Genomic DNA, 20,498 nt, shown 5'->3' with positions numbered 1-20,498 from the left:
TTTACCCTTTATGCTAAATGGATGCCGGAAATCCTTACCCACATTACTTATTGAAATACAATGAGATAAAAATAAAACACCGGGCTTATCCATTCCATGAGGCGGAAAATATTTCCAGTCAGCGGAAAAAAAAACTTATCCACATGCATTATGGCTAACGGTTGTTCGTATATTCATCTTAACTGAAACGAGTATCGTATAAAAATACGATAAGGGAAAAACGAAGAGGCGCCTGTCAATGCAAACACCTCTCTATATATGTACACTCTTTGGTTATACTAATTACCTGAAAACGTAGCACCACCGCTGTAGATACCTACCGGTGGTGATTATAATAGTGTGCCTTTGATGATTAAGGGTGGTTCTTCCAATTGGTCCTCCGCTACTTTCACAAATTCCCGGATATAAGGTTGCAGGTTATGCATATCTAACCCCTCCTGATTTTCCCAGATCTCATAAAAGAAGAAAACGTTGTCATTCTCGGTTGACCGATGCAGGTCATATTGAAGACATGCACTTTCCTTCTTCGTATGCACTACCATATTCTGAAGCATTGACGCAATTGAAGCCGTATACGCACGTTTTGCTTTTATTACTGCCGTTAAATAAATCTTCATGCTGATTAGTTTTGATGTCATTATTATTACTATAACCAAAGTTAGCCCAGGCTATTGGATCAGAAAACTAAGATGAATAATATGCGCCTATCAGCATTCTAATAGCTCAACATACTGTAAGGTGTATTTATCTATACTATAATGGAATTTCTGTAGAACTTACCGGCATTTTGTATTTTAGTTCCCAAACCAAAATCCCCCATGTACCGACACATACTTTTTTGCTGGCTCTTACTGACTAGTGTAATATCGTCACATGCCCAGGTACTGCATAACCCTGTGCCACCCACTTATAATGCCGATCTGCAGCGCTTCCTGGTTCAGACTACAGCCAACTTCTTATATGCCGCCTGCCAGGGGCAAATGGACAAAGACAGTACAATGTTATATACCACTGGCATCTTTCGTCTAAGCAGGCTGACTCCGTACAATGAAGGTTATAAAACAGGAAAGGAATTTATAGGCAGAGATTTGATCGATTCTGGAAAGATTCAGGATGCTGAAAAGGCGCTGGCAAAACTACAAAGTATTCCGAGGCTGCAATTGCTGGCAGAACTGGCGAACTACTATCTGCATAAGCCAGGGGCAGATCCCAAAGACCTGGAAATGGCAGATCGGTATGCTAACATGTTACTTGAGGCAAGCAAAACCCTGAAAGACAACTTCTGGCTAATGCAGAGTTACTGGATACTGGGTGGTAAGGCCGCACAGGAGATGAACATCCCTAAGAGCCAGATCTACTTCAATGAAGCGGTAACACTTTGTAAACAAACTGATAATCAGCCACTACTGGGCGCATGCCTTTTGTATCAGGCAGATGCCCTTCCTCCTGGTATGCCGCAAAAAGATAGCTTATTTGGGGAGGCGACCGCCATCGCCCGAAAGAATAAGCTGGTCATACTCGAACATCGCATCATACAAGTGGCCTCATTTGAGCATCTACGGATGCGCCCAGCTGATGTAGAGAAAGAAATTCTGCGTGCATTGGAAATTCAAAAAGGATTGGGATTCCTTCACCACCAATATTGCTACTATACATTGTCCTATTTATATACCTTAAAAGCCGATGCCGTCTTAGGGCTGCGATATGCTGAGGAAGCTATAAAATATGCGACAGCGACGAAAGATACAGCACTAGCTACGCTCTACTATTTGCGTATTGCTCAGATGTATGGTAACGTAGACAATACCAGTAATGCCTTTTTTTGGATAGATAAGTCGCTACAGGGTCCGCTGACCCCGGAGACAAAAATACTCTGGTTCAAAAGCTTTACCTACAAGGTTGTCTTATTCCGCCGTGTAAAAATGCCTGCCCGGTCCCTCAAGTTAATAGACAGCATCAATACCCATCTGCCTCCTAATAATGCGTTAGATCGCATGCTGCTGGCCAGTGAGACTGCCGCTGCCTACGATGCCATGGGCAATGAACCAAAAGCCCTGGAAAGTTATCTATACTTCCTTGAGATGGCAAAACGCTTCCCTCCGCAATTTATGTTTGCCGAGACCCTAATGGCATATAACCAATTGGGTAACTTTTACTTCAAGACTGGTAAATATATACAGGCACGCGAGTATGCAACACTCACGCTGGCCCATCCCCTTGCAGGGGCATCTGCGGCTGATCTGGCACGCACGCACAACCTGCTGTTCAGAATTGACTCCGCGGAAGGGAATTATACGTCCGCTATTGGCCACCTGCAACAATATCACTTGTATACAGACTCTGTCTATAGCATTATTCAGCGTAAACAAATGGCCGATCTCACCGTCAAATATGAGACACAGAAGAAAGACCAGGACATACGAATCCTTAAACAGGATAGTCAGCTGCAGAAAGCGAAACTCTCCAGATCTTCAATGATAGGCAATATTACCCTTGGCGGTATCATACTATTGCTTATCATCGTTACGCTACTGTATAATCAGTATCGTATAAAGCGTAAAGCCAGCCAGGATGCATTATCCCGGAACAGGGTGTTGCAACAGTTGCTTAACGAAAAAGAATGGTTGTTACGGGAGGTACATCATCGTGTTAAGAACAACCTGCAGACAATAGTAAGCCTGCTGGAATCACAGTCCGCCTACCTTGAAAACGAGGCATTGCTGGCTATCCAGGAGAGCCAGAACAGGATACATGCCATGTCCTTGATACATCAGAAATTATATCACAATGAAAACGTGGCATCTGTTGACATGAGCACTTATCTTCCTGAACTGGTATATTACCTGCGCCAGAGCTATAACGTAAAAAACACTATCGGCTTCAACGTGCAGGTGGATGAACTGGAACTTGACGTTTCACAGGCTATCCCACTTGGATTGATCGTTAACGAAGCAGTTACGAATGCTATCAAATATGCCTTCCCAAAGGCTGAAACGGGTCAGCGCATACATATTACTTTGCGCTCAACTGAAGAAAGTGCGACATTAAGCATCCAGGACAACGGTATAGGTATTACCAATGAAGTGTTATATGGAAAAGTATGGGGGCTGGGGCTGAAGCTTATCCGCGGGTTGTCAAAGGATATTGATGGGGAGTTAGACATTAATAGTCGTCAAGGTACTGCCATCAATATCACTTTTGCGATCAGTGTACCACTTACTAATGCGGCTTCAGAGGTATCTTCAACCGCTGTAAACTGATCTATATAGAGGAATAGCTGCATCTGGAAACAGCTATTCCTCGTTTAATTACTTTTTCATTTTCTTTCCCTGCCGGTACCAGTTAACGCCATCGTAGCCATATCCTTTTTCATTTTCTACCTTGAATACAAATGCTGTTGTGTCCTTTACCCGAATCTTTTTCATCTCTTTATCGATCGTTCGTATGAACCAGGCATTTGTGCTATCCTTGGCATAAAAGTCTATATACCAGTTATCATAATAAGCCCGGTCAGCGTCTACACATGCTGGGAGGAATGTGAAAGTCCTGACATCTGCATCTGTCACGATCTGATCCCGAAAAAACACGTGGTTTTTATCCATCGCCACGTTCGGAATCAGCTCCGGATAAGGTATATGAAAAGAATCAGCATCTGCATCCATCAGCCGGGTATATGCCGCGTACACCCTGCCATCTGCCACAGCATACTGCTCATTGAGTAACCGGGCATCTTTTAGCTTGTAAGGCAATGGCTGGTCGTAGTAATATTCCCTATCCTTATCACGGCTGAAACCCTTACTGATATCAGTCACCTCAAAAGTAGCCGGATCTGCTCCAGGTATTGCTGTAAAACGGCACATAGAGCTGTCGATATAGACCTTGTGCGCGTCCCTAAAGTAGGCAGTCAGTGGTGCCTCATGCTCTGATATTACTTCAAATGTTTCCAGATCGATCTCCTTGTAATGACGGCTAAACACCCTGGAATTATGACAAAGAATACCTTTATGATCTTTAGAATAACTTTCGGAAAGGGGCTGCCAGGTTTCAAGATAGGCTTCAACTGGCGCAATATACTGCTGACCATTCAGCTTAACCGTGACATTCGGAGGATCAATACTGATCACTTCAACCTGTTTCTTCTCCATGATATGGTTATTTCAAACTTTACAGTGGGTAATGAACTATCGCTCCGGTTGTGCAAAATTGGTGCCACCAGTGCCCCTGTTACTTAAAACAGGAACGCTCCATCTTCTGGTATAAGACACCTGTCATTGAGTTGCTGACCAATCAACGCCTGAAGGATATCTCTTCGTGATTCAGTCGCATGATTCACCGCCTCCAGATGGACTACATATACCATTGCTGCCGGGGCATGATTACATACCTGTATGATGTCAGGTATATCCATCACAATAGGATCTCCCTGGATAAACCTGGCGGCTCCACCATTCACAATAATCTTCTCAGGATGATATTTGTCCAGTGCATCCTTCACTTCTTCACACCAGATAGTATCACCGGCAATATATACCGATCCTGTCCCATCATTGACTACATAACCGGATACAATGCCCATTTTCTCTCCTATTGCACCTGTACCATGTCTACCGCCTGTACGACTGATCTTAATTCCCTGCCAGGTTAATTCGTCTATAATCGCTGTAACAGCGGTAAAACCCTGTGCAGCAATTGTCTGCTCATTGTCTGGCTGACAAAATACCGGTATGTCCTTGGATAATAGTGCTATCGCCTGTGCATCCCAATGGTCCAGGTGAATGTGTGTCAGTAATACTGCATCTGTCGCAGCAACCAGTTCATTCAACTGCTGTTCACCTAATGGAAGATCTACTAATGGATTGCGGCGGCTGTTTCCTGTGAAATCAAAAGCATCATATGCTTCTTTAGGGGCAAAGAACGGATCAACGAGTATGGTCTTGCCATTGACTGTCAGCACCAGAGAAGCATTTCTCAGTAATTGCACATTCATGATAATTCGTTTAATTTTGGCTGTACGAAGATGAGGGATATCGCCCGAAATCTTAAGAAGGTAACTTATTAGTAACCTGTTTACATTCCGGTAACCATGAATTATAACGAGTTTAAATATTGCGGATTAAATGTTGCACTGGGGGCGCTATCTGGTAAATGGAAACCAATCATCTTATACTACCTTTTCCATCAGGAGGAGATCCGGTTTACAGAGCTGTGGCGTGCCATTCCCAAAGTGGCTAAAAAGGTACTACTGGAACAATTAAAACAGATGGAACAGGATGGACTGCTCCTGCGGGAGGAAAAGAATGGCTTTCCGCCCGAAGTATGGTACCGCATTTCGGAGAAAGGCAGAGCCCTTGGCCCTGCACTTGCTGCCCTGGAATCATGGGCAAATGAATACGCTGCTGAAGAAGTTGATCTGCTTAAAATCCGGCGGAAAGTAACGCTCAGTTAGACAAATAACTATCCTGCAACCAACTCAACATCTATACCTCATTCGTATCATCACTTTCGCTGTGGTTACGGCGGATAAACTCCTTCACTCTCACAGGGTCATCCCCTACTATTTCTACTGCCTGCTGCAACTCTTCTGTTGAAACGCCTAATTCAAGTGCCAGCTCATTCATCCTGAACTCCTGCGGTTGGGGAGCGTCTGTATTCTCTACACCACCAGGTAATTTATTATCTTCCATATTTTATTGTTTATGCTTTCAGAAGCATAAAACATGCCACCGGTTTTTCTTTCCGGAGGTATGGCTAACAGTACGACGGCGTATTCAATGCCCTCTGTAGCTGCGCGCGATGGATCAGGCTTATGATTGACTCGCCTTAATGTACTATCTTGTGCATCATTTCTACAACCCAGATAACAACACGCAGCTCATATGTCCTATTGCACCGCTATCGAGGTAATGCCCGCAGAGAAGAAGGCACTTCACAAAGCCTATCATGATCATCAGTATGGATTTCCTATTGATGATGACAACGAACTGTTCTGCCGACTTGTACTTGAGATCAACCAGGCTGGGCTCAGCTGGGAGACGATTCTAAGAAAAGAAGCCCAGTTCCGTAAGGCATACAGTCACTTCAATGTCAGTAAAGTGGCTGCCTATGCGACTGCGGATCGTGAGCGACTATTGGCGGATGCCGGCATCATAAGGAACAGACTGAAGATTGACGCGGCCATTGAGAATGCAAAGACAATCCTGCAATTACAGAAAGAACAGGGCTCATTTAAGGGCTGGCTTGAAGCGCATCATCCAAAGACCAAAGAACAATGGGTAAAGCTCTTCAAGAAAACATTCCGATTCACCGGTGGCGAGATTGTCAACTCTTTCCTAATGAGTATCGGTATGTTGCCTGGCGCGCACGATAAACAATGCGAAATACATGAGAAGGCAATTAAAGCCGGCGCACTTTGGGCAATAGTAGATTAACACTGAATCAATATCACTTACATCAAAAAGGTCAACAAACTGCTGCAAAGCGCGCTATTGCCATACGCTCACTATTGCCGCTTAACAATAGGGATCACCTGCCGCTATTCATGTCTCACGCCTGATCTACACCATCACTAAGTACGTCTCCCCTAACGTTCTTTTAAGTTCAAATGACCAGACGTAATGCGGCTAATAAAGATGCACATTCCAAGGTGAAGGAATCCTGTTGTCATGTTACAGCATCACCATTCTTCAACATCTTAAACATAGTGAAGCTGCGTGTACCATTCTCCCTCATGGACAACGGCATTGTAACTGTCACCTGCATCGTGTTGGTCAATACAGGCAGCGCACTTTCTCCGCCATCATTATATTTCTCTTCCGTAGCTATAATCCAATATAACAATGAACCAATGAAATTGACAGGAATCTACACCAGCCATCACACTTAACATACATTTCCTTCCGAAAATATTCGCTCTTTTAGAAAGGCCAAGACTACCTACTACCAACAACGCCTTACACTTAATCCACCCCGCTACTAATCACCTCTTCGCCGGCAGGCTTGTCAATCAAAATAGAATGATCACCCGCCCCTGTTAATACCTCACATCTAATCTACACCAATACCCTCCTGCTAACACAACTGCCACTCCCTGAATCCGTACCTTCAAACCCCACCCCTCCGCTGATATTCCTTCCAGTTCAGATATTCGTCCCCATGACGCTGCTCTACCATCGTGATACAATTATCTACCGGACAAACCAACTTACACAGATTACACCCTACGCATTCCTCCTCCTTGATCGTGTAGGTATTGTAAGGATTCCCGTAGGATAGGTTAATCGCCTGATGTGAACCATCTTCACAGCTGATATAACACAACCCGCAGTGGATACATTTATCCTGGTTGATGTTGGCTACTATGTGATAGTTCATATCCAGCTCTTCCCAGCTTGTCAGCGTAGGTACAGAACGGCCGATAAAGTCGTCCAGGGTACGAAAGCCCTTTTCATCCATCCAGTTATTAAGTCCGTCGCACAGATCTTCTATGATACGAAAGCCGTAACGCATAGCGGCGGTGCATACCTGAACGGTTGTTGCGCCCAGCAACATAAATTCTGCAGCATCTTTCCAGGTGCTGATACCTCCGATACCTGATACTGGCACTTTTGCTGTAACAGGGTCCTGCGCGATAGTAGTCAGCATCTTCAGGGCGATCGGCTTAACTGCCGGACCGCAATAACCTCCGAAAGTAGATTGACCTGCCACATTCGGATTAGGCACAAACGTATCCAGGTCAACGCCGGTTACCGACTGGATGGTGTTGATCAGCGACAGCGCGTGGGAACCTGCTTTCACTGCCGCCCTTCCTGTAGGTACGACAGAGTGAACATTGGGCGTCAGTTTTGTGATGACGGGGATAGTCGCAGCTTCCATCACCCATTCCACTAGTCTGGCAGCAATCTCCGGATCCTGCCCGACGGCCGCGCCCATTCCACGTTCTGTCATGCCGTGGGGACAACCAAAATTCAGCTCCAGCCCATGCGCGCCGGTATCCTCTACCTGTTTGATCAGTTCATGCCAGCTTTCGCGGTTGTTATCTGCCATCAGAGAAACAACCATCGCCCTGTCAGGGAACAGCCGGACACACTCTGCAATCTCTTTCAGATTGACAGCGAGTGGCCGGTCACTTATCAATTCAATATTATTGAAGCCCATCACCCGGCTGCCGTTGTAATCAACAGAAGAATAACGCGAAGACACGTTCTTCACCTGACTACCCAACGTCTTCCAGACTACGCCTCCCCATCCTGCTTCAAAAGCACGCAGCACATTGATCTTTTTATCAGTGGGTGGCGCGCTTGCCAGCCAGTAAGGATTAGGCGATCTGATACCGAGAAAATTAGCTGAGATGTCTGCCATAAAGATACGTTTAATGACTGCTACTGACATGGCAGTCTGCCTGCAAATACGCTAAAATTGCTGCTGCGCCTTCCTTGCCTGCCTGTACTGCATCCACTACTTCCTTTCCTCCATTTACACAATCTCCTCCTGCAAATACGCCATTGATACTTGTCACGCCATTGCCGGTAACCGCGATCTTACCTCCGTTATGATGCAGCTGGTTTTCATATATCAGTTGCTCAAAAGGCATTTGTCCGGCGGCTTTGATCACCATATCCACCGGTAGTACTATTTTCTCATCCGTAAGCACCGGTTGCCGGCGACCGGTATTATCTTCTTCCAGCCTCACGCTATGACAAATCAGCTGCGTCGCCTTACCGTTCTCCCCAATGATCTCTGCCGGCGCTGCCAGCCAGATAATCTTACAGCCATCCAATAGTGCAATGTCCATTTCTGCTACGGTACAAGGCATTTCCTGCTGTGTTCTTCTATATACCAGCGTCACCTCTTTTGCACCCAGCCGGCGTGCCTGCGTAGCGGCATCTATGGCGGTCATACCCATTCCGATGACTGCCACCTGATCTCCTACCGGCACTGCCGGAAACCCGCTGTTCCGGATGTCATAGATAAAGCTGATCGCGTCTACCACGCCCTCCAGCTGCTCTCCCGGAATATACAACTGCCGGGCAAGCCCGACGCCAAATGCCAGGTATACGGCATCATACTCTTCCTGCAAAGCGGATAACAGAATATCTTTCCCCAGCTCCTGGTTGTACCGGATGTCAATTCCTCCAATGCCGGTAATGAAGCTGACCTCTTCTTCACAGAATGCGGGCGTTACTTTGTAGGCGGCAATCCCATAGGTCATCAGCCCTCCGCCTTTCGCCTCCTTCTCGTAAATAGTCACGTCTACGCCTTCTCTTGACAATGCATGCGCACAGCTCAATCCGGCCGGCCCTGCGCCTATTATCGCCACCTTTTTGCCAGTTCGCTGCTTTCTCTCAAACATACGCCACTGCCCTTTGATGGCCGGCTCAGTAGCATAGCGCTGTAAACGTGCAATCGGAATCGCGGTTTCCTCCATCAGGTTATAAACGCAGGCACCTTCACAAAGTTTCTCCACCGGACAAACCTTCGCGCAGCCACCGCCCATGATATTAGACGAGAAGATGGTATATGCTGCTCCCTTGAGGTTATCTGTAGTGATTTGTTTGATAAACTTCGGCACATTAATACCTGTCGGACAGCTTTTTGTGCAGGGCGCATCGTAGCAGAAAAGGCAACGGTTGGCATCCACTAATGCCGCATCCCGGGTCTCAAACGGGGGATGTATATCACTGAAACGCTGTTCGTATTCTTCAGCAGTCAACCTGTTATTCTGTACTGCCATAAAGGTGTTTTAAATGAAACTTATAACTCTGTCAGCTTGCTATAGGTCTCCGGACGTCTGTCTCTGAAAAACTGCCATACATTTCTCACTTCATCTATCATACTAAGGTCAAAACTGGCGATGAGCAACTCATCCTTATCTTCTGAGGCGCTTGCGAATATCTGTCCGCGGGGATCTACAAAGTAAGACGAACCATAAAACCTACCCAGGTTCCAGGGCTTCTCCTCGCCTACCCTGTTGATGCAACCCATGAAGTAACCGTTGGCTGCTGCATGTGCCGGCTGCTCCAGCTTCCACAGGTACTGTGACAAACCTGCTACTGTTGCGGAGGGATTATATACGATCTCTGCGCCATTCAGTCCAAGCACCCGCGCCCCATCGGGGAAATGCCTGTCATAACAGATATACACGCCTACCTTCGCATACTTCGTCTGGAAAACCGGATAACCCAGGTTGCCTGGCTTGAAGAAGAACTTCTCCCAGAACCCGGAGGTATGCGGTATATGGTTCTTGCGGTATTTGCCCAGGTAAGTACCATCTGCATCAATCACAGCGGCTGTATTGTATAACACGCCCGCCTGCTCTTTCTCATATACAGGGACGATAATTACCATGTTGTACTTCTTAGCATACTCCGCCATCCGTTCGGTAGTAGGCCCCGGCACTGTCTCGGCAGAGGCGTACCATTTACTGTCTTGTCCCGGACAAAAATACGGGGTACTGAATATCTCCTGCAGACACAGTATCTGCACCCCCTTCCCGCCTGCCTCTTCGATGAGGGGAATATGCTTCTGAATCATTGCTTCTTTGATCTCATCGATGGTTCCTTCGCCTTCTGTTTTGGGAAGACTCATTTGAATAAGTCCGGATTTAATAACACGCGACATGGGGAACAATTTAAGCGTAATAAATATCAATAGTGATGTCAGATCTTCGCACTTACCTGGTTACGCCTGATAAACTGCCCATATCCGCTGGGCAACAGGCATTCGCCGTTATCAACAGCTACCTTTCCTCTTAAGATAACTGTCTTCACCTTCCCTGTTACTTCCCATCCTTCATAGGCGGAGTAGTCAACATTCATATGGTGAGTAGCTGCTGAAATAATATGCTGCTGATGTGGATCAAAGAGGATGATATCTGCATCACTGCCTATGGCAATAGTACCCTTGCGGGGAAACATTCCAAATATCTTTGCAGGATTCGTACACGCTACTTCTACGTACTTATTGAGCGTTATCCTGTTCTTCACTACGCCTTCACTGAACAACAGCTCCATCCTGTTTTCAATGGCCGGATGACCATTAGGTATCTTTGAGAAATTATCCTTGCCCATCAACTTCTGCTGCCACATAAACGGACAATGATCTGTAGCTACAATGTTCACCAGACCTTGGTTGATTCCGGCCCAGAGGGTTTCCTGATCCTTGACTTCCCGTAACGGCGGACTCATTACCCACTTGGCACTTTCAAAGCCCAGGTCATACTTGCTGGCATCGAGCGTAAGGTACTGTATACAGGTCTCTACATATACTCTTTGATTCCTGCGGGTAGCGTTACGTACCGCATTGAGTGCTCCTTCACAGGTGAGGTGTACGATGTATGCCGGACAACCGGTATAATGCGCCAGGTCTGTAAAACGCGCTGCTGCTTCTGCTTCCGTTACTTCTGGTTGTGACAGGTAATGATATAGCGGAGAAGTCCTGCCTTCCGCCAGGTGTTTGGCCACCAGGTAATCAATCACATCTCCGTTAGTCGCATGTACGGTAACCATACCGCCCTGTTGCTTTACTTCCTGCATCAACCCGGTCATCTGCCGGTCGTCAATCATCAACGCTCCTTTATATGCCATGAAAGTCTTGAAAGAGGTAATACCCTCCTGTACAATCATTGTCCGGATCTCTGCCTTTGTGGCCGCATTAAAGTCTGTGACGGCCATATGAAAACTATAATCGCCTACGGCTGTACCGGCTGCCCTGCTGTTCCATTCATCCAATGCTTCCTGCAGACTATGCCCTTGCTGCTGCAGTACAAAGTCAATGACAGTGGTAGTACCTCCATGCAGTGCCGCACGTGTACCAGTTTCATGGGTATCACTGGAGAAAGTGCCCATAAACGGCATGTCCAGGTGTACATGCGGATCTATACCTCCCGGCATCACCAATAGCCCTGTAGCATCTATGACTTGTGCATTATCTGCCGGCAGGTCTTTTCCAATAGCAACAATCTGCTCTCCTTCTACCAGGATATCTGCCTGATAGTCGTCTGTAGCAGTGATAACTCTTCCGTTTTTAATCAGCAGCGACATAGTTCACCTCCTGTTTATTGGTTCCTGTGTTGGTAATGACATGATATGAGCGCATGGAAAAATAGTAACTGGTACCTGATACAAAGAAACCTACAAACCACGCGTAACTGTATAGTTGTATGATCCAACCCGGCAGCGCGTCGGGCGGTATCCAGCTGATGGTGGCCAGAAAACCCGGAATATTCGGCACTATACCCAGCAGTAAAGCGACCATAGCATGGCGGTTGAAGCCATTTGAAAAACTATAACGTCCCGCCGGATCATATAGTTCACCTACTTCCAGCTGCTGCTTTCTGACCAGGTAATAATCAGCGATCATGATGCCGCCTATAGGTCCCAGCAGACTTGAATATCCTACCAACCAGGTAAATATATACCCGGTAGGATCTGCGACCAGTTTCCAGGGAAAGATCAGCATACCGATGATACCTGTGAAGTAACCACCGGTCCGGAAGGAGATCTTTTCCGGGGCTAGATTAGCAAAGTCGTTGGCCGGACTGATAATATTAGCCGCAATGTTAGTTGCCAGTGTGGAGATAGCAACGGCGATCATGGCGATACTGACAAGCAGCTTGTTCTCAAATCTTGCTGCCAGTACCACCGGGTCCCAGATGGTCGTGCCATATACGATAGTGGTCGCCCCGGTAACTACTACACCGATAAAGGAAAACAACGTCATGGAAGGAGGCAGTCCCAATGCCTGGCCTTTGATCTGCGCACGCTGACTTACGGCATAACGCGTGAAGTCAGGGATATTCAAAGACAGAGTGGCCCAGAAGCCGACCATACCTGTCAGTCCGGGGATAAAAAATGTCCAGAATGCCGCGTTAGAAGTAAACTTTGACGGCTGGTGCAGGATGGGTCCTAATCCACCGTCTACGGCATTGATAGCCCAGTACAATAAGGCCAGTACTGCTACTGGCAGGAAGATGGCCTTAAACACCAGCAGCTTACGGATACTTTCGATACCCAGGTATACGATGTACATGTTCAACAACCAGAATACCAGGAAGCAGATGGCAGGGCCGGTCGCAAGACCGAACGAAGCCGGAAATACTGCCGGCAGGGTAGCTAGTCCGGGTAGCCATAGCTGCAACATCTGGTACAGCGCGAAACCGCCTATCCATGTCTGGATACCAAACCATCCGCAGGCAACGATTGCCCGCAGCATAGCCGGGATGTTAGCGCCTCTGGTACCGAAACTGGCGCGGGCGAAAACCGGAAAAGGAATACCATATTTCGCTCCTGCATGTCCATTGAGTATCATCGGGATCAACACCACAGTATTGCCGGCAAAGATCGTCAGGATAGCCTGCCACCAGTTCATCCCACCTTCTATCAGCGAGCTGGCCAGCATATAGGTCGGAATGCAGAGACTCATGCTGATCCACAGACTTGCATAGTTCCAGGTATTCCAGGTGCGCTGATTAACCGGCACGGGTGCCAGGTCTTCGCTATACAGGCCGGAGCGGGAAATATGCGGGCGGATGTCATGATTATCTGTCATGCTTTCGGAATTACAGATTGTGAGCAGATCAGTCATTGAGGCTACCTCTTTATACCACATATTCATCTGCGGTAGACAATACATCATCTACTATTCCCAGTCCTTCATCAACCTATTTACTAGCAGATGATTCATTGATGCTACCCCTTTATACCACATATTCATCTGCGGTAGACAATACATCACCTACTATTCCCAGTCCTTCATCTACCTATCTACTAGCAGATGATTCACTGAGGATACCTCTTTATACCACATATTCATCTGCAATAGACAAGGCATCGTCTATCATTGCCAGTCCTTCATCCACCTGTGTACGCGTAATACTCAGCGGAGGTGCAATGAAGACGTAGTTCCAGCGTACGAAGGCGTACATACCCAGTTGCTTCAGCCTTGCCGCAAGCCGGTTCATGATGCTCATTTCTTCTGGTCTGGCGTTAAATGGTACCATAGGTTCCCTGGTCTCCCGGTTCTTCACCAGTTCAATACATCCCAGCAGACCGGTATTACGGAAGTCGCCGATACAGGGGTGATGCAGCCGCATGGCCGCTATCTCCTGTTCGATATATTGCCCCATGTTGGCGGCATTTGCTATGAGATGTTCGTCTTCATAAATATTCAGCACTTCTACGGCCGCTGCGCAGGCTACAGGATGCGCTGAATAGGTTAACCCCAGCCAGAGTGTTTTATCGTCAAAAAAGGACGCTATTGTGTCGCTAACAATCAATGCGCCGAGGGGGATATATCCTGCGGTGATTCCTTTAGCGGTAGCAATCATGTCTGGTACCACGCCATAGTTGTCACAGCCAAACCACTTACCGGTCCTGCCGAAGCCACTCATAACCTCATCTGCAATCAGCAGGATGCCGTATTTATCGCAGATAGCCCTGATTTTAGGCAGGTAATCTGCCGGATAGGTGATACACCCGGAACTACCACTTTCGCCTTCCATGAGGATGGCTGCCACGTTTTCAGGGCCCTCGAATTGGATCACCCGTTCTACGTGACTTACACATTCCCGGTGACAGGAATCCGGAGACTGGCCGAAGGGGCACCGGTAGCAGTAAGGGTCTTCTACGTGTATGATATTGGGTACCTGCTGACTGTCATGCGGCAGTTTACGCGGATCGCCGCCGGCAGTCATTGCCGCATAAGACGCGCCGTGAAAAGCCCGGTAACGGGTAATGATCTTATGTCTGCCGGTATATAACCGGGCTAGTTTAATAGCGTTCTCTATAGCGCTTGCGCCGCAGACGGTGAACAGCGTCTTTCTGAGGTTACCGGGGGAGATCGCTGCCAGCTTCTTACCCAGTTGTCCGCGGGCGGCTGTCACGCATCCCGGAGTAACATAACTCACTTCCTGCATCTGCTTCATGACGGCCGCAGCCACCCTGGGGTGACCGTGGCCGATGTTAACGTTGATCAGTCCTGATGAAAAGTCCAGATAACGTTTGTCATCATAGTCATAGAGATATACCCCTGCTGCATATTTCACAGCAATGGGGCTGATACCTTTCTGTTTGCTCCACGAGAATAACGTATAATCCAGGTTATCCTGGATGATCTCCTGTGCCTGAGATGATCTCTTTACTTCCGGCATAAACAGCCATTTTAGTAATCGTGAATGTTAACTCATCCAGTTAACGCCTTCTTCAGGGTTCCATTTGGTCGTACTCTTTTTCAGCTTTGTCCAGAACGCAATTGAGCTTTTTCCGGTAATATCGCCTACGCCGAACTTGCTTTCATTCCATCCTCCGAAGGAGAACGGCTCACGGGGAACGGGCACACCCACATTCACCCCGATCATGCCGGCGCTTGCTCTTTCTGCTATATAGCGTGCCATACCGCCGTTCTGTGTAAATACAGCGGCTGCATTACCATAAGGATTCTCATTCTCTATACGTAATGCTTCATCTACGGTACTGGTGCGCATGATACTGATAACGGGACCAAAAATCTCTTCCCGGGCTACGGCCATATCTGCAGTCACATAGTCGATCACGGTCGGCCCGACATAGGTACCGCTCTCTTTACCTGCTACCGTAGCTCCCCGGCCGTCCACAAGAATGCGTGCGCCCTGCGCTTCCGCTTCAGTAATATATCTCTCTATCCTTTCTTTTGACTCCTGATTAATTACAGCGCCCAGGTTCTGACCCGGTATAATCTTCCTGGCTTCCTGACATACCAGGTCTACAATGTGATCCACCTCTCCCACGCCGATCATCGCCGATGCGGCCATACAACGCTGTCCGGCACAACCACTCATCGATGCCGCCACGTTCTGCGCCGTCATATCCGGCTTTGCATCCGGTAAGACCAGCAGGTGATTCTTTGCTCCACCCAGCGCCAGGCACCTTTTCAACTGCTGCGTAGAACGCTGGTATACGATCTTGGCCACCCTGGTAGAACCTACGAAAGATATAGCGGTAATGTCAGGATGATCGCAGATGGCGTCAACAATCTCACTGTCGCCGTTCACGATATTCAGCACCCCGTCCGGCAAACCTGCCTCTTTCAGCAGCCTGGCGATGACGGACAGACTAAGCGGCACTTTCTCTGACGGTTTAATGATCATACAGTTACCCAGCGCTATGGCGTTAGGGATAGTCCAGTTAGGCACCATCGCCGGAAAGTTAAAGGGTACAATAGACGCTACTACGCCCAGCGGTACATAGGAAGTACGACATTCCACGCCTGTGCTGACTTCCAATACCTCGCCCGCCACCAACTGCGGCAAAGAGGTAGCAAATTCTGTCAGCTCAATACACTTCTCTACCTCAGCAACCGCCTCGCTGAATGTTTTACCATTCTCCTCGCTCACCAGCGCAGCAAGCCCTTTCAGGTGCTTTTCCAGCAGGTATTTATACCGGAAGAAAACCTGTACCCGCTCCTTGATAGGCGTTCTGCTCCAGGCCGGAAAGGCCGTCTGCGCCGCTTCCACCGCATGCTCCAGATCCGCAGCTGAAGAACAGGGTAGTTCGGCCAGCAACGTTCCGTCTACAGGTGAAATAACCGGCAGTGTACGCGCAGACGATACGTCTTTAAAGCTACCATTGATAAAATTCCTGACCCTTTCGTACTTCATGCGTTTTGGGGAGTTTGGGTTAATTAGCGTTGTGAAACTATACCCTTAATTTACTAAAAATTCCCGACATCTGAACAAAGAAAGAAGAAGAATTATTCAGCTGTAGTAAAGAACTTCCGGGTACCTATTCCTGGTTATACAACCGTATATTCAGGGCATTCAAAACATCGTCTATATGATTGGCCAGTGTAATCTGCGGCCTGGTATTTCCGTTGTTGGCAAAGAGCAAACCTACTATACGGTTATCCATATTCACGATGACTGCGCCTGAATCGCCCTTCTCAGAAAAGTGATGGGCCGGATCTACCGGCTGAATCGCAATCTGCCCCTTAAAAGTGTGCATTTTACCTTCAATGGGAAACGTCGTGGCAGGATAGTTGATATCTACCACGCGCCCTTCTGTACGTCCCGACACCTCGCCAACTTTAAACACCATCTGACCAGGTATAGCTGCTGCTGCACCCAATACTACGTTATACCTCGGGATGCCGTTTACACTTAGTCCATTGATCTCGTTACAGCTGGCCATATCCAACGCTGACGTATTGATCTCTGCAATGGCGGCATCAATCTTCTCATTGATAGTTCCCCTGATAATTCTCCCGATAGCATTCATATCGTCTTCCGGATGAAAAGGCAGATCTCTGTTATTCATCTCCGGAATCACTGCCGGTGCCGGCTGATAGATCCTGTCTCCCGGCTGCGCTGCATTCGCCATCAGCACATGACAGTTACTCAGTATAACAGTCCGGCCATCATCATTGCTGCGGGCAAGGCAACCCAGCGTGCCATGGGCCACTTCTGTACCAAATGTGTTCTCATCCCGGATGATAATACGGTTGGTGATCTGTATGCCTCCTTTAAGGGGCCGGTACCTGTTTTCGTCCACACAGGCACTGAAACCAGGTATAACATTTACATCCGTAGGAATACCATTGATCTCTGACGGCAATACTTCATGCGCATGCAGTGCGCTATGATGCTTCTTTTCCTGCACGTATATCCTGATGCATAACTGGTCTGTTATACGTCCTTCCGTTTCTTTCAGACCTACGCTGATGTGATGTACGCCTGCTATCTGCTTCAATACGTCTTCCACTCCATCCTTCAGCATATCGCACATCATTTCGTGCTCCCGTTTCAGCTCTTCTGTTGATTTCATACTATACGTGTTTTACAATTGCTGAAAATACGGAGATATATGCTTATTACTGCTATCATGAAAGCAGGTATTTTGCCATTCCGGCATTACAAACGTATGCGCATAACAGTGATGCGTAACATGGACTGACGAGGGGTTCATCTGTAAGTGATTTTTTTTGGGGTATTAACTGTTTCCGTATGAGGCTTTTTTAATGTTGATCCGGGGCTATGTCAAGCTAAACCAATATACACTTTTTTTCGCTATCCGGCAAGTTATACCTGCCCCGCACCCTTTTCCCCCACCGATTTACCTAGCACTTTTTTAACATTCCTGTGCTTCCCTCTCCCATATAGGTTTTTCAAGAGCCTCCCCCCTCCCCCTGTTACCCAACAGGGAAAATATAATTGGCATTTCGGAAATCTCCGATATCTTTGTGCAGGATATCGGTTGATATTGAAAATACAAACGAATACAATCATGAGTAACCTGAGCTTATTCGAGCCTTTCAGCTTTAAATCGCTGAACATAAAGAACAGAATTGTAATGGCCCCTATGACGAGGTCATTTTCACCTAACGGCGTACCGGGAGAAAACGTAGCGGCTTATTATCAGCGCCGTGCTGCGGGGGAAGTGGGATTGATACTCTCTGAAGGTACGGTCATTAACCGTCCGGCATCTTCCAACGATGCCAATGTACCCCGTTTCCATGGTGAAATTTCCCTGGCGGGCTGGCAGAAAGTAATTAATGATGTACACGCGGCCGGTGGCAGTATGGGCCCGCAGATATGGCATATGGGTGTGATGGATGATCATCACTCCGGCTGGAAACCACTGACGCCGTTTGAAGGGCCTTCAGGCATCAACAGACCAGGCAACACCAACGGACTGGCTATGTCAGAGAAAGATATTGCCGATACCATCAAGGCATTCGGCGATGCTGCGGCTGATGCTAAAAGACTGGGCTTTGACACCCTGGAACTTCATGGTGCACATAACTACCTGATAGATCAGTTTTTCTCTGATAAAACTAACCTGCGTACAGATATCTATGGCGGTAAAACACTGGCAGAACGCACCCGTTTTGCAGTAGAAGTGATTAAAGAAGTGCGGAAACGGGTAGGTGAAGACTTCCCGCTGATCATCCGCCTTTCTCAGTGGAAGCCCTATGAATATAACAGCAAAATGGCACACACGCCGGCTGAAATGGAAGCATGGTTACAACCGCTGGCTGATGCGGGTATCGATATCTTCCATTGCTCTCAGCGCCGCTTCTGGGAACCGGAATTTGAAGGCTCTGACCTGAACTTCGCCGGATGGGCTAAGAAACTGACCGGCAAAACCACGATTACCGTAGGGTCCATCGGATTATCCGGCGAGTTCCTGGCTGCCTTCAAAGGTGAAAGCTCTGAACCAAGCTCACTGGATGAACTGCTGCGCAGATTCGACAGGGGTGACTTTGACCTGGTAGCGGTAGGAAGACCATTACTTGCAGATCCTGACTGGGTATCAAAAATTAAAGAAGGAAGAACCGCCGAACTGAAAGGATTCTCCAAAGAAGCTTTAGCGGAATTGCTATAATTCGATTTTTAGGATAATAAGGGCGCTTGCGGGAAACTGCGGCGCCTTTGTTATTTCAGGATAAATTATTGTATATTGGACAATCATTTTTCCAAACCAGCGAACGCACTGTTCAACATAAATTCCATGATGAAATTTTCAGTAAAGAAGCACTTCCTGCTCAACAGACGAACCTTTACATCAGCTGTATGTACATTGATACTGGCGGCTACCTTACCTGCCGCTGCACAGCAACGCCGTGTAAAGAAAGCAGCCCCGGTATGCAGCGCCTATCTCTTCACCTACTTCACCGGCAACCAGCCCGCTAAAGAACAAATCTGCTTTGCAGTCAGCAATGACGGCTACCAGTTCCGCGCCTTAAACGGTAATAACCCCGTCATCAGTTCTCCCGCTATCAGTGAAACCGGCGGTGTACGCGACCCGCACATCCTGCGTGGCGCAGATGGCAAAACCTTTTATATGGTGGTGACTGATATGCTGTCTTCCAAAGGCTGGAACAGCAACCGCGGCATGGTACTACTGAAATCCACCGACCTTGTCAACTGGACATCTTCAGCCATTAATCTGCAAAAGAAATACGCCGGTCAGGATAGCCTGTTACGCGTATGGGCACCGCAGACGATCTATGACGAGCAGGCAAAAAAATACATGATCTACTTCTCCGTAAAACACGGTAATCAACCGGATAAGATTGTATATGCCTACGCCAACAAAGATTTCACTGACCTGGAAGGCGAGCCCAGACAGCTGTTCTTCAACCCTGAAAACGCTGCCTGCATTGATGGCGATATTCAACAGAAAGATGGCCGCTTCTACCTGTTCTTTAAAACCGAAGACAGGCGGCCGGGCATTAAAATAGCTACTTCAGATAAACTGACCAGCGGCTATGTGATGCAGAGCAACGACTATGTGCAACAGACAGACAGACCAGTGGAAGGCGCAGGCACGTTTAAACTGAATGACGGCAGCGGTTATATCCTGATGTATGATATGTATACCAGCGGTAAATATCAGTTCACCAAAACCACTGACTTCAAACATTTCAAGGCCATTGATGAACAGATATCTCTCGACTTCCATCCCCGTCATGGCACTATCCTGCCCATAACGGCAGAAGAACTGGCGCGGCTGACCGCTAAATGGTAA

Annotated in this window: 18 protein-coding genes; 5 read left to right on the top strand and 13 right to left on the bottom strand. The window is 47.6% G+C overall.

The features are described 5' to 3' along the window. Positions 1–329 precede the first annotated feature (329 nt). Complete coding sequence (locus K1Y79_RS26380) at positions 330–617, bottom strand: putative quinol monooxygenase (protein WP_220253208.1); 288 nt, start codon at positions 615–617, stop codon at positions 330–332. A 201-nt stretch (positions 618–818) separates the two neighbouring features. Between K1Y79_RS26380 and K1Y79_RS26375 the strand changes: the two genes are divergently transcribed. Continuing rightward, positions 819–3,260 (top strand): sensor histidine kinase, encoded by a 2,442-nt coding sequence (locus tag K1Y79_RS26375; RefSeq protein ID WP_220253207.1) that lies wholly within the window; start codon positions 819–821, stop codon positions 3,258–3,260. Between the two features lie 48 nt (positions 3,261–3,308). Here K1Y79_RS26375 and K1Y79_RS26370 read toward each other — a convergent pair whose 3' ends face one another. Both K1Y79_RS26370 and K1Y79_RS26365 read right to left on the bottom strand, forming a co-directional pair. Beyond that, complete coding sequence (locus K1Y79_RS26370) at positions 3,309–4,145, bottom strand: DKNYY domain-containing protein (protein WP_220253206.1); 837 nt, start codon at positions 4,143–4,145, stop codon at positions 3,309–3,311. Positions 4,146–4,228: 83 nt separating this feature from the next. Further along, positions 4,229–4,987, bottom strand: coding sequence for an MBL fold metallo-hydrolase (locus K1Y79_RS26365; RefSeq protein ID WP_220253205.1), 759 nt, complete (start codon positions 4,985–4,987; stop codon positions 4,229–4,231). 96 nt (positions 4,988–5,083) lie between these two features. Between K1Y79_RS26365 and K1Y79_RS26360 the strand changes: the two genes are divergently transcribed. After that, positions 5,084–5,446 carry a winged helix-turn-helix transcriptional regulator gene (locus K1Y79_RS26360; protein ID WP_220253204.1) on the top strand — a complete coding sequence of 121 codons (363 nt, stop codon included), beginning with the start codon at positions 5,084–5,086 and terminating at the stop codon, positions 5,444–5,446. 31 nt (positions 5,447–5,477) lie between these two features. Here the strand turns inward: K1Y79_RS26360 and K1Y79_RS26355 are convergent, their stop codons facing one another. Beyond that, a complete protein-coding gene (locus K1Y79_RS26355; protein ID WP_220253203.1) occupies positions 5,478–5,684 on the bottom strand; it encodes a DUF3606 domain-containing protein in 207 nt (68 codons plus the stop codon). A 192-nt stretch (positions 5,685–5,876) separates the two neighbouring features. On the opposite strand from K1Y79_RS26355, the gene K1Y79_RS26350 reads away from it, so the two are divergent. Continuing rightward, positions 5,877–6,428, top strand: a complete 552-nt coding sequence (locus K1Y79_RS26350; RefSeq protein WP_220253202.1) for a DNA-3-methyladenine glycosylase I — start codon at positions 5,877–5,879, stop codon at positions 6,426–6,428. Positions 6,429–6,660: 232 nt separating this feature from the next. Here the strand turns inward: K1Y79_RS26350 and K1Y79_RS26345 are convergent, their stop codons facing one another. The 9 genes from K1Y79_RS26345 to K1Y79_RS26305 all read right to left on the bottom strand — a co-directional run bounded on the left by K1Y79_RS26345 (position 6,661) and on the right by K1Y79_RS26305 (position 17,792). Next, the gene (locus K1Y79_RS26345) at positions 6,661–6,837 is read right to left on the bottom strand and encodes a hypothetical protein (protein ID WP_220253201.1); all 177 of its coding nucleotides are present in this window, start codon (positions 6,835–6,837) and stop codon (positions 6,661–6,663) included. A 264-nt stretch (positions 6,838–7,101) separates the two neighbouring features. Then, positions 7,102–8,358, bottom strand: a complete 1,257-nt coding sequence (gene preA / locus K1Y79_RS26340) for an NAD-dependent dihydropyrimidine dehydrogenase subunit PreA (RefSeq protein WP_220253200.1) — start codon at positions 8,356–8,358, stop codon at positions 7,102–7,104. A gap of 10 nt (positions 8,359–8,368) precedes the next feature. Next, positions 8,369–9,730 (bottom strand): NAD(P)-dependent oxidoreductase, encoded by a 1,362-nt coding sequence (locus K1Y79_RS26335; protein ID WP_220253199.1) that lies wholly within the window; start codon positions 9,728–9,730, stop codon positions 8,369–8,371. 20 nt (positions 9,731–9,750) lie between these two features. Next, positions 9,751–10,617: a nitrilase-related carbon-nitrogen hydrolase gene (locus tag K1Y79_RS26330; RefSeq protein ID WP_220253198.1), complete on the bottom strand. Its 867-nt coding sequence runs from the start codon at positions 10,615–10,617 to the stop codon at positions 9,751–9,753. Between the two features lie 38 nt (positions 10,618–10,655). Further along, the gene (gene hydA / locus K1Y79_RS26325; RefSeq protein WP_220253197.1) at positions 10,656–12,038 is read right to left on the bottom strand and encodes a dihydropyrimidinase; all 1,383 of its coding nucleotides are present in this window, start codon (positions 12,036–12,038) and stop codon (positions 10,656–10,658) included. Further along, positions 12,022–13,545, bottom strand: coding sequence for an NCS1 family nucleobase:cation symporter-1 (locus K1Y79_RS26320; RefSeq protein WP_220253196.1), 1,524 nt, complete (start codon positions 13,543–13,545; stop codon positions 12,022–12,024). The genes hydA and K1Y79_RS26320 overlap by 17 nt, the downstream gene beginning before the upstream one ends. 247 nt (positions 13,546–13,792) lie before the next feature. Further along, positions 13,793–15,145: an aminotransferase class III-fold pyridoxal phosphate-dependent enzyme gene (locus tag K1Y79_RS26315; protein WP_220253195.1), complete on the bottom strand. Its 1,353-nt coding sequence runs from the start codon at positions 15,143–15,145 to the stop codon at positions 13,793–13,795. A gap of 27 nt (positions 15,146–15,172) precedes the next feature. Further along, a complete protein-coding gene (locus K1Y79_RS26310; RefSeq protein ID WP_220253194.1) occupies positions 15,173–16,630 on the bottom strand; it encodes a CoA-acylating methylmalonate-semialdehyde dehydrogenase in 1,458 nt (485 codons plus the stop codon). A gap of 124 nt (positions 16,631–16,754) precedes the next feature. Further along, positions 16,755–17,792 carry a S1 family peptidase gene (locus tag K1Y79_RS26305; protein ID WP_220253193.1) on the bottom strand — a complete coding sequence of 346 codons (1,038 nt, stop codon included), beginning with the start codon at positions 17,790–17,792 and terminating at the stop codon, positions 16,755–16,757. Between the two features lie 459 nt (positions 17,793–18,251). Here K1Y79_RS26305 and K1Y79_RS26300 point away from each other — a divergent pair, with 459 nt between their 5' ends. Both K1Y79_RS26300 and K1Y79_RS26295 read left to right on the top strand, forming a co-directional pair. Next, positions 18,252–19,352 carry an NADH:flavin oxidoreductase gene (locus K1Y79_RS26300; RefSeq protein ID WP_220253192.1) on the top strand — a complete coding sequence of 367 codons (1,101 nt, stop codon included), beginning with the start codon at positions 18,252–18,254 and terminating at the stop codon, positions 19,350–19,352. Positions 19,353–19,478: 126 nt separating this feature from the next. Next, the gene (locus tag K1Y79_RS26295) at positions 19,479–20,498 is read left to right on the top strand and encodes a glycoside hydrolase family 43 protein (RefSeq protein ID WP_236059854.1); all 1,020 of its coding nucleotides are present in this window, start codon (positions 19,479–19,481) and stop codon (positions 20,496–20,498) included.

Source organism: Chitinophaga rhizophila (genome assembly GCF_019492185.1).
Lineage (GTDB): Bacteria > Bacteroidota > Bacteroidia > Chitinophagales > Chitinophagaceae > Chitinophaga > Chitinophaga rhizophila.
Note: the sequence above shows the minus strand (reverse complement) of the source record. Positions and strands in the feature narration are given on the sequence as shown.

Coding starts and splice junctions, on each gene's coding strand:
- K1Y79_RS26305 (WP_220253193.1), bottom strand. CDS start 17,792: ATGAAATCAACAGAAGAGCTGAAACGGGAGCACGAAATGATGTGCGAT.
- K1Y79_RS26335 (WP_220253199.1), bottom strand. CDS start 9,730: ATGGCAGTACAGAATAACAGGTTGACTGCTGAAGAATACGAACAGCGT.
- hydA (WP_220253197.1), bottom strand. CDS start 12,038: ATGTCGCTGCTGATTAAAAACGGAAGAGTTATCACTGCTACAGACGAC.
- K1Y79_RS26315 (WP_220253195.1), bottom strand. CDS start 15,145: ATGCCGGAAGTAAAGAGATCATCTCAGGCACAGGAGATCATCCAGGAT.
- K1Y79_RS26320 (WP_220253196.1), bottom strand. CDS start 13,545: ATGACAGATAATCATGACATCCGCCCGCATATTTCCCGCTCCGGCCTG.
- K1Y79_RS26295 (WP_236059854.1), top strand. CDS start 19,479: ATGATGAAATTTTCAGTAAAGAAGCACTTCCTGCTCAACAGACGAACC.
- K1Y79_RS26370 (WP_220253206.1), bottom strand. CDS start 4,145: ATGGAGAAGAAACAGGTTGAAGTGATCAGTATTGATCCTCCGAATGTC.
- K1Y79_RS26365 (WP_220253205.1), bottom strand. CDS start 4,987: ATGAATGTGCAATTACTGAGAAATGCTTCTCTGGTGCTGACAGTCAAT.
- K1Y79_RS26375 (WP_220253207.1), top strand. CDS start 819: ATGTACCGACACATACTTTTTTGCTGGCTCTTACTGACTAGTGTAATA.
- preA (WP_220253200.1), bottom strand. CDS start 8,358: ATGGCAGACATCTCAGCTAATTTTCTCGGTATCAGATCGCCTAATCCT.
- K1Y79_RS26310 (WP_220253194.1), bottom strand. CDS start 16,630: ATGAAGTACGAAAGGGTCAGGAATTTTATCAATGGTAGCTTTAAAGAC.
- K1Y79_RS26330 (WP_220253198.1), bottom strand. CDS start 10,617: ATGTCGCGTGTTATTAAATCCGGACTTATTCAAATGAGTCTTCCCAAA.
- K1Y79_RS26360 (WP_220253204.1), top strand. CDS start 5,084: ATGAATTATAACGAGTTTAAATATTGCGGATTAAATGTTGCACTGGGG.
- K1Y79_RS26355 (WP_220253203.1), bottom strand. CDS start 5,684: ATGGAAGATAATAAATTACCTGGTGGTGTAGAGAATACAGACGCTCCC.
- K1Y79_RS26380 (WP_220253208.1), bottom strand. CDS start 617: ATGAAGATTTATTTAACGGCAGTAATAAAAGCAAAACGTGCGTATACG.
- K1Y79_RS26350 (WP_220253202.1), top strand. CDS start 5,877: ATGTCCTATTGCACCGCTATCGAGGTAATGCCCGCAGAGAAGAAGGCA.
- K1Y79_RS26300 (WP_220253192.1), top strand. CDS start 18,252: ATGAGTAACCTGAGCTTATTCGAGCCTTTCAGCTTTAAATCGCTGAAC.